Source organism: Pseudomonas sp. OE 28.3 (genome assembly GCF_014268205.2).
In the GTDB taxonomy this organism is placed as follows: domain Bacteria; phylum Pseudomonadota; class Gammaproteobacteria; order Pseudomonadales; family Pseudomonadaceae; genus Aquipseudomonas; species Aquipseudomonas edaphica.
On sequence record NZ_CP077082.1, the window covers coordinates 2,639,008 to 2,651,917 of the forward strand.

At 62.8% G+C, this 12,910-nt stretch carries 12 protein-coding genes; 5 read left to right on the plus strand and 7 right to left on the minus strand.

Annotated elements, in window-relative coordinates; genetic code table 11:
* Positions 1 to 51: 51 nt before the first annotated feature.
* Positions 52 to 450 (minus strand): AraC family transcriptional regulator, encoded by a 399-nt coding sequence (locus HU759_RS12100; protein ID WP_017137753.1) that lies wholly within the window; start codon positions 448 to 450, stop codon positions 52 to 54.
* A gap of 204 nt (positions 451 to 654) precedes the next feature.
* Between HU759_RS12100 and HU759_RS12105 the strand changes: the two genes are divergently transcribed.
* The 5 genes from HU759_RS12105 to HU759_RS12125 all read left to right on the plus strand — a co-directional run bounded on the left by HU759_RS12105 (position 655) and on the right by HU759_RS12125 (position 5,793).
* Positions 655 to 1,563: a LysR substrate-binding domain-containing protein gene (locus tag HU759_RS12105; RefSeq protein WP_186617428.1), complete on the plus strand. Its 909-nt coding sequence runs from the start codon at positions 655 to 657 to the stop codon at positions 1,561 to 1,563.
* A 97-nt stretch (positions 1,564 to 1,660) separates the two neighbouring features.
* A complete protein-coding gene (locus HU759_RS12110; protein WP_186617429.1) occupies positions 1,661 to 2,251 on the plus strand; it encodes an antibiotic biosynthesis monooxygenase in 591 nt (196 codons plus the stop codon).
* On the plus strand, positions 2,248 to 4,086 hold the full coding sequence (locus tag HU759_RS12115; protein WP_186617430.1) for an amidohydrolase: 1,839 nt from the start codon (positions 2,248 to 2,250) through the stop codon (positions 4,084 to 4,086). The genes HU759_RS12110 and HU759_RS12115 overlap by 4 nt, the downstream gene beginning before the upstream one ends.
* Positions 4,087 to 4,114: 28 nt before the next feature.
* A complete protein-coding gene (ycaC, locus tag HU759_RS12120) occupies positions 4,115 to 4,732 on the plus strand; it encodes an isochorismate family cysteine hydrolase YcaC (RefSeq protein WP_017137757.1) in 618 nt (205 codons plus the stop codon).
* Positions 4,733 to 4,848: 116 nt separating this feature from the next.
* Entirely contained in the window at positions 4,849 to 5,793 is a 945-nt protein-coding gene (locus tag HU759_RS12125; protein ID WP_225933044.1) for a LysR family transcriptional regulator, read from the plus strand.
* Between the two features lie 66 nt (positions 5,794 to 5,859).
* Here the strand turns inward: HU759_RS12125 and HU759_RS12130 are convergent, their stop codons facing one another.
* The 6 genes from HU759_RS12130 to HU759_RS12155 form a co-directional block, all read right to left on the minus strand.
* Positions 5,860 to 6,807, minus strand: a complete 948-nt coding sequence (locus HU759_RS12130) for a D-isomer specific 2-hydroxyacid dehydrogenase family protein (RefSeq protein ID WP_017137759.1) — start codon at positions 6,805 to 6,807, stop codon at positions 5,860 to 5,862.
* Positions 6,808 to 6,820: 13 nt separating this feature from the next.
* On the minus strand, positions 6,821 to 8,077 hold the full coding sequence (locus tag HU759_RS12135) for an acyl-CoA dehydrogenase family protein (RefSeq protein WP_225933045.1): 1,257 nt from the start codon (positions 8,075 to 8,077) through the stop codon (positions 6,821 to 6,823).
* On the minus strand, positions 8,074 to 9,414 hold the full coding sequence (locus HU759_RS12140) for an LLM class flavin-dependent oxidoreductase (RefSeq protein WP_186617432.1): 1,341 nt from the start codon (positions 9,412 to 9,414) through the stop codon (positions 8,074 to 8,076). Before HU759_RS12140 ends, HU759_RS12135 begins: the two co-directional genes overlap by 4 nt.
* A 14-nt stretch (positions 9,415 to 9,428) precedes the next feature.
* Positions 9,429 to 10,403, minus strand: a complete 975-nt coding sequence (locus HU759_RS12145) for an ABC transporter substrate-binding protein (RefSeq protein ID WP_186617433.1) — start codon at positions 10,401 to 10,403, stop codon at positions 9,429 to 9,431.
* Between the two features lie 99 nt (positions 10,404 to 10,502).
* Entirely contained in the window at positions 10,503 to 12,086 is a 1,584-nt protein-coding gene (locus tag HU759_RS12150; protein ID WP_186617434.1) for a rhodanese-related sulfurtransferase, read from the minus strand.
* A complete protein-coding gene (locus HU759_RS12155; RefSeq protein ID WP_017137764.1) occupies positions 12,083 to 12,694 on the minus strand; it encodes a cysteine dioxygenase in 612 nt (203 codons plus the stop codon). The genes HU759_RS12150 and HU759_RS12155 overlap by 4 nt, the downstream gene beginning before the upstream one ends.
* Between the last annotated feature and the right edge of the window lie 216 nt (positions 12,695 to 12,910).

The window sequence follows — 12,910 nt, forward strand, 5'->3', positions numbered from 1 at the left end:
CCCTGTTCAGGAAAAGAGTTTGGCCAGCATATTCCAGGCCGGTGCAGACCACTAGGCTGCAATCACCTGTGATTTTTGACGGATGTGGTGACTTCGCCAGGTCATCGGGTTCACGCCCTCGCTGCGCGTGAACATATGGCAGAAGTGCGCCTGGTCGCAGAAGCCGCATTCGACGCTGATCTGGGTCAGGCTCAGGGACGATCCGGTGATCAGTTCCTTGGCCCGCTGAATGCGCTGTTGGCGAATCCACTCCTGGGGCGACAGCCCGGTGGTGCACTTGAACGCACGGGAAAAATGGCTGCGCGACAGCGCACAGGCCTGCGCCAAGTCGGCAATTGCGAGGCTTTCGCCGAGGTTGGCGAGGATCAGTTGCTTGGCAACTCGCTCGCGCCGGGGGCACAAGCCACCGGTGACGCCAAGGCGAGGGGCACAGTCATCAAGTCGGGCCATGACAAATATCCGTAGTCGATGGGAGCGTTCCCGGTGAATGGATGCAGTGTAGACCGCTGTATTTTTGGCGCCGGGCCGTCTGGCTGGCGAGTTAATCGTTGTTAATTTCGCCAGGTGCGCGCCCGGAAAAGACAGCACAGGCATGCAATCTGCGATCTGTCCGGCATGCTTACCTGACGGCCTGATAACCGTTTGGATACCGCCATGAACCGCAACGACCTGCGCCGCGTCGACATGAACCTGTTGGTCATTTTCGAGGCGCTGATGTTCGAGAAGAACCTGACCCGGGTCGCCGAAAAACTCTTCATGGGCCAGCCGGCCGTGAGTGCCGCGCTCGGGCGCCTGCGCGATTTGTTCGACGACCCGTTGCTGCTGCGCAACGGGCGCGGCATGGAGCCCACGCCACGGGCGGTGGCGATACTCAAGGAGCTGCAACCGGCGATGGACACCATTTCAGGCGCGGTCAGCCGCGCCAAGGATTTCGACCCTTCCACCAGCTGCGCGGTGTTTCGAATCGGCCTGTCCGATGATGCCGAGTTCGGTCTGTTCCCGCCGTTGCTCAGCCAGCTGCGCGAAGAGGCACCGGGGATCATCGTGGTGGTACGCCGCGCCAATTACCTGTTGATGTCTTCGTTGCTGGCCAGTGGCGAGATTTCCGTGGGCGTCAGCTACACCACCGAACTGCCGGCCAATGCCAAGCGCAAGAAGCTGCGGGACATTCCCTGCAAGGTGCTGCGCGGCGACGACGGCGCGGCGCCGTTGACACTGGATGACTACTGCACGCGGCCCCACGCTATGGTGTCGTTCTCGGGGGACTTGAGCGGCAATATCGACCTTGACCTGGCGCGCATCGGCCGGGCGCGCAGGGTGGTGCTGGCGGTACCCCAGTTCAGCGGCTTGCGCGCACTGTTGGCAGGCACGCAGATCATTGCGACGGTGCCCGACTACGCCGCCTGTGCCTTGACCGAAGGCACGGTGCTGCGCGCCGAGGACCCGCCGTTCGCAATTGAAGCCTCGGAATTGTCGATGGTCTGGAGCGGCGTGCATGACAACGACCCGGCGGAGCGCTGGTTGCGCTCGCGCATCAGTGAGCATATGGCGCGTATGGCGTGAGCGCGCCAGGCGAAACAGCACAAACATCCAATTCCGGCCCCCCGTTCCCCGCCAGACTCCCCCCATCGCTCAACTCTCCAGGGGGGAATCACACCGTATGGACTCGACACCTGAAACCAGCCCCGACGAAGTCGTCACCCTGGTCGTCAAACACCTGATCAAGGCCGGCCGTGAAGCCGATTACGAGGCCTGGTTGCGGCGCATCGTACGCATCGCCGGCGAGCGCCCCGGCCACCTCGGTGTGGATGTGGTGCGCGGCAAGCAGGGCGGGCAAGCACTGTTTACCTGCGTCTTGCGCTATCGCTCCACCGACGCGCTGCAACGCTGGCTCGACTCCCCCGAACGCCAGGCGCTGATCGCTGAAGCGGCGCCGATGCTGGCCGACGGCGACAAAACCGAAATCGGTGCGGCTAATGAGTTCTGGTTCGCGCCACTGGCCGACAGCGCCGCCAAACCGCCGCGCTGGAAGCAGGCGGTGGTCAGCCTGTGCGTGATTCTGCCGCAAACCCTGCTGCTGCCGTTTATCTGGGGGCCGATCCTGCGTCTGCACCCGTTCCTGTCCAACTATGTGGTTTCCACTTTTTTGGTGACCCTGACCATTGTGTTGCTGGTGGTTTACCTGCTGATGCCGGCCGCCACCCGCCTGTTCGCTCCCTGGCTTGAAGCCTCTGTAAAGGACACCCTATGAACGCCGATCTGATTCTGTTCAATGGCCAGTTCCACACCGTGGACCGCGAAAACCCACGGGCCACTGCGGTCGCAATCCACAAGGGCCGCTTTGTCGCGGTCGGCACCGACGGCGAGGCCATGGCCCTGCGCGGCAGCGGCACCCAGGTCATCGACCTCAAGGGCCGCACCGTGATCCCCGGCCTTAACGACTCGCACTTGCACCTGATCCGTGGCGGGCTGAACTACAACCTTGAACTGCGCTGGGAAGGCGTGCCGTCACTGGTCGATGCGTTGCGCATGCTCAAGGATCAAGCCGATCGCACGCCGACGCCACAATGGGTGCGAGTGGTGGGGGGCTGGAACGAATTCCAGTTCGCCGAAAAACGCATGCCGACCCTGGAAGAGTTGAATCAGGCCGCGCCAGATACGCCGGTGTTCGTGCTGCACCTGTATGACCGTGCCTTGCTCAACCGCGCCGCCCTGCGCGTAGCCGGTTACACCAAGGACACGCCGAACCCGCCGGGTGGCGAGATTGTGCGCGACAGCAACGGCAACCCCACCGGCATGCTGGTGGCGCGTCCCAACGCGATGATTTTGTATGCAACCCTGGCCAAGGGCCCGAAACTGCCGTTGGAATACCAGGTCAATTCGACCCGCCAGTTCATGCGTGAACTCAATCGCCTGGGCCTCACCAGCGCCATCGACGCCGGCGGTGGTTTCCAGAACTACCCCGATGACTACGCGGTCATTGAACAACTGGCCAAGGACCAACAGCTGACGGTGCGCATCGCCTACAACCTGTTCACCCAAAAGCCCAAGGAAGAACTCAGCGACTTCAAGCACTGGACCGGCAGCGTCACCCTGCACCAGGGCGACGATTACCTGCGCCACAACGGCGCAGGCGAGATGCTGGTGTTTTCGGCGGCGGACTTCGAAGATTTCCTTGAGCCACGCCCCGACCTGCCGTTGACCATGGAGCAGGAACTGGAACCGGTGGTGCGCCATTTGGTTGAGCAGCGCTGGCCGTTCCGGCTGCACGCCACGTACGACGAATCCATCTCGCGCATGCTCGATGTGTTCGAGAAGGTCAACCGCGACATTCCGTTCAATGGTCTGCCGTGGTTCTTCGACCACGCCGAAACCATTACGCCGAAAAACATCGAGCGCGTCCGGGCCCTGGGCGGGGGTATCGCGATCCAGGACCGCATGGCGTTCCAGGGCGAATATTTTGTCGAGCGCTACGGCGCCAAGGCCGCCGAAGCCACGCCACCGATCAAGCGCATGCTGGCCGAAGGCGTGCCGGTAGGGGCGGGCACCGACGCCACGCGGGTCTCGAGCTACAACCCCTGGACTTCGCTGTACTGGATGGTCAGCGGCCGCACCGTCGGCGGCCTGGAGCTGCACGCCGAAGGCCTGCCGCGCCTCACCGCGCTGGAGTTGTTCACCCACGGCAGCGCCTGGTTCTCCTCGGAGCAGGGCAAGAAGGGCCAGATCAAGGTCGGCCAGTTGGCGGATGTGGCGGCACTCTCGGCGGACTTCTTCAGCGTCGATGAAGAAGCCATCAAATGGATCGAGTCGGTACTGACCGTGGTCGGCGGCAAGGTGGTGTACGGCGCCGGCGACTTCGAAGATTTCGCCCCGCCCCAAGTACCGGTGCTGCCGGACTGGTCGCCGGTGGTCAAGGTGCCGGGGCACTGGCGCCCAGGTTCACCGGTGCAAGCTCAAGTACACCACTGCAGCGGACCGTGCGGCGTGCATGCCCACGGCCATGAAAAAGCGCGGCTTTCCAGCGTACCGGTCAGCGATTTCCAGGGTTTCTGGGGCGCGTTTGGTTGCTCGTGCTTTGCCTTCTGATTTTAAAAACACCCAAAGGAGTTCACCCATGACTTACAAGCGCTTGAACAAAGATGACGCCGTTGTATTGCTGGTCGATCACCAGACCGGCCTGATTTCCCTGGTGCAAGACTTCTCTCCGAACGAGTTCAAGAACAACGTGTTGGCCCTGGCCGACGTGGCCAAGTTCTTCAACCTGCCGACCATCCTCACCACCAGTTTTGAAAGTGGCCCTAACGGTCCGTTGGTTCCGGAACTCAAGGCGCTGTTCCCGGACGCGCCTTACATCGCCCGCCCTGGCCAGATCAACGCGTGGGACAACGAAGATTTCGTCAAGGCCGTCAAGGCCACCGGCCGCAAGCAGATCATCATTGCCGGCGTGGTAACGGATGTGTGCGTCGCGTTCCCGACCCTGTGCGCCCTCGCTGAAGGCTTTGAGGTGTTCGTGGTGACCGACGCCTCGGGTACCTTCAACGAAACCGTGCAACAAGCCGCTTGGGCACGCATGACGGCCGCCGGCGCACAATTGGTGAACTGGTTCTCTGTCGCCTGTGAACTGCAAGTTGACTGGCGCAACGACATGGAAGGCCTGGCCAACCTGCTGTCGCCGCGCATTCCGAACTACCGTAACCTGATGAACAGCTACTCGGCGTTTACGGCCAAGTAAGCTGCGTTTGAAGGGGTAGATTAACCCTGTAGGAGGGGGCAAGCCCCTCCTGCATTTGATTGTGTCGTAGCGGCTGACAGGCTATAAACCAGCCAAATGTCCACCGAGAAGCGACAATGAACCCCTTCGAAGACATGCGCCTGTTTTGCCAGGTCATGGAGTCCGGCAGCTTCACCGCCGCCGCCGAGCAACTCGGCCTGTCCAAGCAGTTCGTCAGCCGCCGCCTTATCCAGTTGGAAGATCGCCTCGGCGTGCGCCTGCTCAACCGCTCCACGCGTCGGCTGGACGTCACGCCACTGGGCCAGAGTTATTACGAATCCGCTTTGCGCCTGCTCGGTGAAGTCGAGCAAGTGGAGCAGGGCATCGCTGGCCAGAACAGCGAACCGCGCGGCACGATTCGGCTCAGCGCGCCGTTGTCGTTTGCCATGGCCCATCTGGGCTGCCTGTTGCCGCAGTTCCTGCAACGCCACCCGCAGGTGTCGGTGGAAGTCGACTTGAGTGATCGCCCGGTGGACCTGATCGGCGAGGGCTACGACCTGGTCTTGCGCATCGGCACGCTGGAAGACTCAACCCTGATTGCCCGGCGCATCGCCAGTGTGCAGCGAGTGTATTGCGCCAGCCCTGATTACCTCGCCGCCAAGGGTACGCCGCTCAGGCCTGAAGACCTGGCCGACCACGACTGCCTGCCCTACGGCCATGGCCGCCAAGTGCAATGGCGCTTCAAAGGCAAGTTGCAGGCGCTCAGCGTCAGTGGGCGCATGCGCGTAAACAATGGCGAGTTGCTGCGCGACACTGCGATCGCCGGGTTGGGCGTGACCTACCTGCCGACTTTTATTGTTGCCGAGGCCTTGAAAGACGGGCGCTTGGTAACCCTGCTGGACGACTTCGCCCCCGAAGCCCTGACCCTGTCGGCGGTGTACCCGCAGCACCGGCAAAGTTCGCGGCCAGTGCAGGCGCTGGTGGAGTTTTTGCGCGAACGCCTGGCTGACCCACACGCATCTATTGTGAAGACTGGCTTATGTGGGAGCTGGCTTGCCTGCGATAGCATCACCTTGGTGTGACTGACACACCGAGGTGACTGCATCGCAGGCAAGCCAGCTCCCACACAAGCCAGCTCCCACACATATTCAAGGGGCGACAAGATTGGCCAACGTTGAACCGTCCACATACCGCTGCAGATTCGCCAGGAACGTGTCGGCAATCTCCTGCTGGCTGTTGGTCGAAATCGCCGAGGTATGCGGCGACAACCGCACCCGCGCATGGCTGTACAACGGGTGGCCCTGCGGCAGTGGCTCAGGCTCGGTCACATCCAGCGAGGCCAGGCCGATCTGACCGTTATCCAGGGCTTCCAGCAGGGCCTCCTGATCCAGCAAACCACCGCGCGCAATATTGATCAGGTGCAATCCCGGCTTGGCGCTGCCGAGCACATCACGGTCGACAATATGCCGCGTGGCCTCGGTGAGCGGCGCCGCCAGCACCAGGTGGTCGGCGCGGGCAAACAGGTCGTGGATGTCCTTGGCGGCCTCAACATGGTCCACCTCAAAGGGTGCCTGGCTCTGGCGCAGCGCAACCACGTTGATCCCCAAGGCCTGGGCTTTTTGCGCCAGGCTCTTGCCGATCGCACCAAAGCCGAGAATGCCCAATGTGCTGCCCTTGAGCGGGCGCAGCGCGGTGAATGTCCACTGGGCATCCTTCACCCAGATAGCCGGCAAATGCTTGGCCGCCGCAAAGATCGCCGCCAGGGCGAACTCGGCAAGGTTATCGGCCGCACTGCCCCGTGAGGTGGTCACCGGCGGGCCGTTGAACAGCCACTGCGGGTAGAAGTCGATGCCCGACGACACCAGGTGTACCCACTGCGCGCCATACGGCCAGCCCGGCGGCGGAGTATCGGGCGCGGTGTAGCCGCGCACATTGATAGGGCGCAGCAGCAGTATATTGGCCTGGGGCGGCAGGTCGCTGGGTACACCGGCCGGCACGCCGATCACTTGGGCATGGGGGTGGATCGAAGCAAGGCGTTCGCGCAATACCTGGTTGTAATCTTCGTCCAGCTGGCTGGCGATAATCACCTGACTCATGAGCGTTCCTTATTCATTGTTGCTCACGTTGAGCGAACACTGCTTTACCCACACCTTGCAGCACCGCGTCGTTCTGCGGCGTATGCACGCGGCTGCACAGCACGTCGCGGTAATGCCGTTGCAGCGGGCTATGGCGCGACAGGCCAGGGTTGCCCGAGGCTTCGATGGCAAGCTCCACGGCGCGGATCGCATTGCCGGTCACCAGGTATTTAAGCTGCGCCGCATTGGCGGCTGGCGTGTGGCCCTGGGCGGCGGCATCGAGCAGGCTGCGGTTGGCAAACAGCAGGGTGTCGATATGGCCGACGGTTTCCTGAAAACGCGGCAAGCTCGACAGCGCGGCGCCGAGGTTGGACGGCTTGCGCTGCTCCAGCCAGTTCACCAGCCAGTCCCGCGCCGCCTGGGCTACGGCGTCGTACACCGACGACAGCAGCACCGACATCCACAGGAACCCCTCGCCATCCAGCTCAGGTTGCGGTGCGCTCCAGGAGCTGACGCTGACGGCATGGTCCAGCGGCACCAGGACATTATCGAGCACCACTTCGTGGCTGCAGGTGGCGCGCATACCCAGGTGGTCCCAGGTGTCGATGATGCTCACGCCGGGGCTGTTTTTCGGCACCAGCCAGGCGCCCACCAGCGGGTCGGCATCATCACTGCGCGCCCACACGCTGAACCAGCTCAGGCCGTGGCTGCCGGTGGAGTAAATCTTGCGGCCGCTGATGCGCCAGCCGTCGGCGGTGCGCACCGCCGTGGTTGCCGGCAGCCCGCCACGGGCCGGGGTGCCCAGGTCAGGTTCGACGCGCAGCGCGTTGATCAACGCACCGTTGCGCACGGCGTCTTCGGCGACTTGTACGCGCAGGTGCTGCGGCCAGGTTTTGCTGTCTTGCAGGCGTGTGTGTTGCAGGTACTGCATCACCAGAATCAGCGCGGTAGACGGCTCGCCCCTGGCAATCGCGCTGATGGCCTTGCGCGCCTGCGCCAAGCTTGCGCCGCCACCGCCCAAGGCCTTGGGCACGGTGAGGGCGACCAGGCCATGTTCATGCAGCCGCGTGAAGTTGGCGTGGGGGAAGGCGCCGCTTTCGTCATACAGGTGCGCGCTGCTGGCCAGCTCGGCGCTGAGGCGTTCGAGCAGGGCGTCGAATTGCGCCGGCCCGTGTGGGAGCTGGCTTGCCTGCGAAGGCGGTGTATCAGCCACCCGCAAGGCAGGCCCGCAGACCGCTATCGCAGGCAAGCCAGCTCCCACCTTGGCTAGTCGGTTGAGAGGTTCACTCATGCCAGCGCTTCCTGTTGCACTTCAACTTCGCTGTACCGATTGGTCGGCACCTCCAGCCCCAGGTTATCGCGCAAGGTCTGGCCGCTGTATTCGCTGCGAAACAGCCCGCGTTGTTGCAGCACCGGCACCACCAGTTCGGTGAAGTACTGCAAGCCATCCGGCAGTACCGAGTTGATGATGAAACCGTCGCTGGCGCCGGACTCGAACCAGGTTTGGATGGCATCGGCAACCTGCTCCGGAGTGCCGACAAACTCGCGCTTGGGCCGCGAAAAACGCAAGGCCACTTCGCGCAGGGTCAGGCCTTCGTCCCTGGCCAGTTGCTTGATACGGTCAGAACCGCCTTTCTGGCTGTTGCTGCCCAGGTCGCCAAGCTCCGGGAACGGTGCGTCCAGCGGGTATTGGCTGAAGTCGTGGTCGTTGAAGGGGCGGCCCAGCGCCACAATCGCATCTTCGACGGTGACCAGGTCCACGGCCTGCTGATAACGGCTTTCCACCTCGGCAGCATCGCGCCCGACAATCGGACGAATGCCCGGCAAAATCGACAGGCTGCCCGCATCACGGCCAAAACACTTGGCACGGCGTTTTAAATCAGCCGAGTAAGCCTTGGCTTCTTCGAGCGTCTCGACATGCACAAAAATCGCATCGGAATGCTCAGCGGCAAAGTTGCGCCCATCTTCAGAGGTGCCCGCCTGGAAAATCACCGGCTGGCCCTGGCGCGAGCGGGCGATGTTCAGCGGGCCTTTGACCGAGAAAAACTCGCCCTTGTGGTTCAGCGCATGCAGCTTCTCGGGGGTGAAAAACTCGCCGCTCTGCTTGTTGTAGGCAAAGGCGTCGTCTTCCCAGGAATCCCACAGGCCCTTGACCACGTTCACGTGTTCCTTGGCGATGCGGTAGCGCACGGCGTGGGGCGGGTGCTCGGCTTTGCCGAAGTTGTCGGCGGTGCCGCTCAGCCAGGAAGTGACCACGTTCCAGCCGGCGCGGCCGCCGCTGATATGGTCCAAAGAGGCGAACTGGCGCGCCACCTGGTAGGGCTCGGTGTAGCTGACGGTCACGGTGGCGACCAGGCCGATGTGGGTGGTCAACGCGGCAAGGGCCGAGAGAAGGGTCAGCGGCTCGAAACGGTTGAGGTAGTGCGGGCTGGATTTGGCGTGAATGTGCAGGCTGTCGGCGATAAACACGAAGTCGAACTTGGCGCTTTCGGCCAACTCGGCCTGCTGTTTGTAGAAGCCAAAGTTGGTACTGGCATTCGGTTGCGCCTGCGGATGGCGCCATTCGCCCCAGCCGTGACCGACACCGTGGACCATAGCGCCCAGTTTCAGATGACGTGGCGTGCTCATGTGCGGCTCCTTGCTTAGCGCGATGCTTGGGAAGTGGGAAAACGTTCGGCGTTAAAGCTCGTGTCGAAACCCTGGGACACGTCGATGCGCTTGGGCAACAGGCCTTCTTGTTGATAGGTGTCGGCGGTGGCTTGCAAGCCCTTGATCACGCTGTCGTCAATCACCACGGGGTTCAGTTGCGTGTCTTTGGCCACCTCCAGGTGCACTGCCAATGGCAGGCCGGTGATCTTGGCCTGGGCGGCGGCGTATGCATCCGGGTGTTTGTTGGCCCAGGCGTAGGCACGGTCGACGCGGGCCACGAAGTCATCCAGTTGCGGGCGTTTGTTGGCGATGGCTTGGCTGGTGGCGGCGAAATACAGGTGGTTGCTCAACAACTGTTTGCCGCTGACCAGGACCCGGGCGTGGCTTTGTGAGGTGACCACCGTGGTGTAGGGATCCCATGTCGCCCAGGCATCGACGGTGCCGTTATCGAGTACCAGCCGGGATTCAGCGGGCAGCAGGAAAATGAATTGCACATCCTTGCTCGTCAGGCCTGCGCTGGCCAAGGCCCTGATCGCCAGGTAGTGCCCGATGGAGCCGCGTCCGGTGACAATTTTTTTGCCCCTGAGGTCGGCGGCCGTCTTGATCGGCGAGTCCTTGGGCACCACCAGGGCGGTGGTGTTGCGCCCTTCGGCGTGGATGATGCTGACCACCTTGAGCGCGGCACCGGCGCCCAAGGCGAACACATACGGCGCGTCGCCGAGGGCGCCAATATCGACGGCGCCCGCGTTCAGGGCTTCGCCCAGGGGCGAGGCGGAAGGGAACTCCGACCACTGGATTTGATAGGGCACGTTGTTGGTTTCGCCCGAGGCTTCCAGCAATGCCTTGATCGTGGATTTCTGGTTGGCCACGCGTAGCGGTTGCAGGTCGGCGGCGTGTGCAGTGCTGATCAGGCCGAGGGCCAGGGCGCTGCTCAGCAGCAGGTGTTTGAAGGGCGTGCTAAAGACCATGATGGATAAATCCCAGGCAAATTGAAAAGGTGTGGGTTACCTCCGCCTGGCAAGGGGTCGGTGCGGCCTGCCCCGGTGTGGGGCAGGCGTGAAGGTGGTTCAGATCACGTAGAAACCGTGGGTGCCATCGCGTGCCAGCTGGTCGACCAGGCCGAATTCCCAGTCCAGATACGCCTGCATGGCTTCCTTCGGGCTGTCGGTGCCTTCGTACGGGCGGCGATAGCGGTCGATACGCGGTGACGCGAGATGGGTTTCGCCTTCTTCCAGCGGCAGTTTTTCGGCGATCCAGTTAAGCGTGCCCCCTTGCAACAGGAACACCGGCTTGCCGGTGATGGCTTCGACGTCGGCGACCGCCAGGCGCGCCAGTTGGCTGGTGCCGCAGGTCAGCACATAACGTTCGGCGGGCGGTACCTTGGCCAGGGCCTGGGGCAATTGCGCACGCAAGGCCCAGAAGGCACCGGGGATATGGCGTTTGACGTAGTTGGCGCTGGGGGTGAAATCCAGCACCGCCGTGTCGCCATGGGGCAGCCACTCGGCAAGGGTGGGGGGGCTGATCAGTTCGGCCTGCAAGGGTGCCGGGACCGGCGCGACCCAGGCGCCTTGTTCGCTGAAGTTCGCCGCTTGCAGGTCGTCCAGCACGTACACCTCCCAGCCCAATTGCGCGAGCCATGAGGCGGACATGTTCGCCCGCACGCCGTCGTCATCGGCCAGCACCAAGCGCGCTCCGCGCACGCTGGCCACATGGTCGGTTTCCTGCACCAGCTGGCCGCCGGGTGTGGAGCGCGCGCCCGGCAAGTGGCCGGCTTCGAATTCCTCCGGCGTGCGCACATCGAACAGGTACGTGGTGCGCTTGGGTTCTTGCTGCCAGCGTTGCAGGTCGGCGAGCGTGGCGCGGCCAACCCGCGCCTTGTCGGCCACCCGGCGCGCATCCCGTGCAGCGATCTGGCGGTGTTCTTCGCGGGTCGGCGCAAAGCGGCGCGCTTGGCCATGGGCGAGTTTCTGCCCGGCCAGGGTCCAGCCGATGGTGCCGTTGCGCAGTGCCGACACCGGGTTGGCGATGCCTGAGTTGATCAGCGACTGCGTGCCGATAATGCTGCGGGTGCGCCCGGCGCAGTTGACGATGATACGGGTGGCCGGGTCCGGTGCCAGTTCACGGGCGCGCAGCACCAGTTCGGCACCCGGCACACTGATGCCGGTAGGAATGCTCATGGTCTGGTATTCGTCGAAGCGGCGCGCGTCGAGCACCACCACATCGGCCTGGCTGTCGAGCAGCGCCTGCACTTCTTCGGCAGCCAAGGAGGGTGTGTGGCGCTCGCTCTCAACCAACTCGCCGAAGGCTTTGCTCGGTACGTTGACGTCGATAAACAGCTCGCCACCGGCGCGTCGCCAACCGTCCAGGCCACCTTCGAGCAGGCTGACCTGGGTGTAGCCCAACGCAATCAGGCGCGCGGCGGCACGTTCGGCCAACCCTTCGCCATTGTCGTAGACCGTCACTTGGGTATCGCGACGGGGAATGCGCGCATACACCTCCAGCTCCAGCTTGGACAGCGGGATATTCGCAGCGAACAGCGGGTGCGACTCGGCAAAGGGCGCTTCTTCGCGCACGTCGACCAAGGCGACTTCTTCACGGTCCAACAGGGCCTGGCGAATCTGGGCGAAGCTGCGGTTCGATACGGTGGTCATAGGGCAGGGCTCTTTTCTTTGGACAAATCCCAGATGTTCGGGAGGTAGGCGTTGGAATAACCGGAGATAAACAGTTTCTCGCTGCCGTCGGGCTGATACACCGCACGGCGCACGGCACCAATATTGGCGCCGTACACGTGAATGCTGATCGACACCTGGTCGCTGTGGGCATTGCTGACCTGATGGATATCGCCGATTTTGGGCGACACCGCCTCAACCTGGCCGGGCAGCAGTTGAACCGGTGTGCCTTCGGCCACCAGGCTGCCATCGGGCGCACGCTCAAAACCCTGGGAGAACTCCGCACCACGCAACATGCCGATCAGGCCCCACACCCGATGGTCGTGAATCGGCGTGCGCTGGCCCGGCCCCCAGACAAAGCTGACGATGCTGAAACGCTGGCGCGAATCGGCATGCAGCAAAAATTGCTGGTAGCGCTCGGGATCCGGTTGGGCGTACTCGTCGGGCAGCCAGTCGTCATGGCTGACCAGTTGCGCCAACAGCTTGCCGCCACGGTGCAACAGGTCGCCTTCGCGCGGGTTGCCGTCGATCAGTTCCGCCAGGGCGCCTATAAAGGCTCTGAGTCTTTCGGGGTGTCGGGACTGGGTCATGGCAATTCCATCATGGCGGTTATGGGGATGGTTTGATGGGTTTATATAAGCATAATGTTTATAGTTAATATGCTATTTTTTAATGATTAGCTTATAGCTTTAGGTAATTTAGAACCGGTCTGAATAGCGTTAGACGTTATCGATCACAGCGCAGGCTATCCAGACCGCCGTGTGGCAACTATGCTTGCCACACATCTTAATGACTGTTCTCTATGT

Excerpts from the sequence above, each read along its gene's own strand:
- ycaC (WP_017137757.1), top strand. The coding sequence starts at position 4,115 with ATGACTTACAAGCGCTTGAACAAAGATGACGCCGTTGTATTGCTGGTC.
- HU759_RS12115 (WP_186617430.1), top strand. The coding sequence starts at position 2,248 with ATGAACGCCGATCTGATTCTGTTCAATGGCCAGTTCCACACCGTGGAC.
- HU759_RS12100 (WP_017137753.1), bottom strand. The coding sequence starts at position 450 with ATGGCCCGACTTGATGACTGTGCCCCTCGCCTTGGCGTCACCGGTGGC.
- HU759_RS12130 (WP_017137759.1), bottom strand. The coding sequence starts at position 6,807 with ATGAGTCAGGTGATTATCGCCAGCCAGCTGGACGAAGATTACAACCAG.
- HU759_RS12135 (WP_225933045.1), bottom strand. The coding sequence starts at position 8,077 with ATGAGTGAACCTCTCAACCGACTAGCCAAGGTGGGAGCTGGCTTGCCT.
- HU759_RS12105 (WP_186617428.1), top strand. The coding sequence starts at position 655 with ATGAACCGCAACGACCTGCGCCGCGTCGACATGAACCTGTTGGTCATT.
- HU759_RS12145 (WP_186617433.1), bottom strand. The coding sequence starts at position 10,403 with ATGGTCTTTAGCACGCCCTTCAAACACCTGCTGCTGAGCAGCGCCCTG.
- HU759_RS12155 (WP_017137764.1), bottom strand. The coding sequence starts at position 12,694 with ATGACCCAGTCCCGACACCCCGAAAGACTCAGAGCCTTTATAGGCGCC.
- HU759_RS12150 (WP_186617434.1), bottom strand. The coding sequence starts at position 12,086 with ATGACCACCGTATCGAACCGCAGCTTCGCCCAGATTCGCCAGGCCCTG.
- HU759_RS12140 (WP_186617432.1), bottom strand. The coding sequence starts at position 9,414 with ATGAGCACGCCACGTCATCTGAAACTGGGCGCTATGGTCCACGGTGTC.
- HU759_RS12110 (WP_186617429.1), top strand. The coding sequence starts at position 1,661 with ATGGACTCGACACCTGAAACCAGCCCCGACGAAGTCGTCACCCTGGTC.
- HU759_RS12125 (WP_225933044.1), top strand. The coding sequence starts at position 4,849 with ATGAACCCCTTCGAAGACATGCGCCTGTTTTGCCAGGTCATGGAGTCC.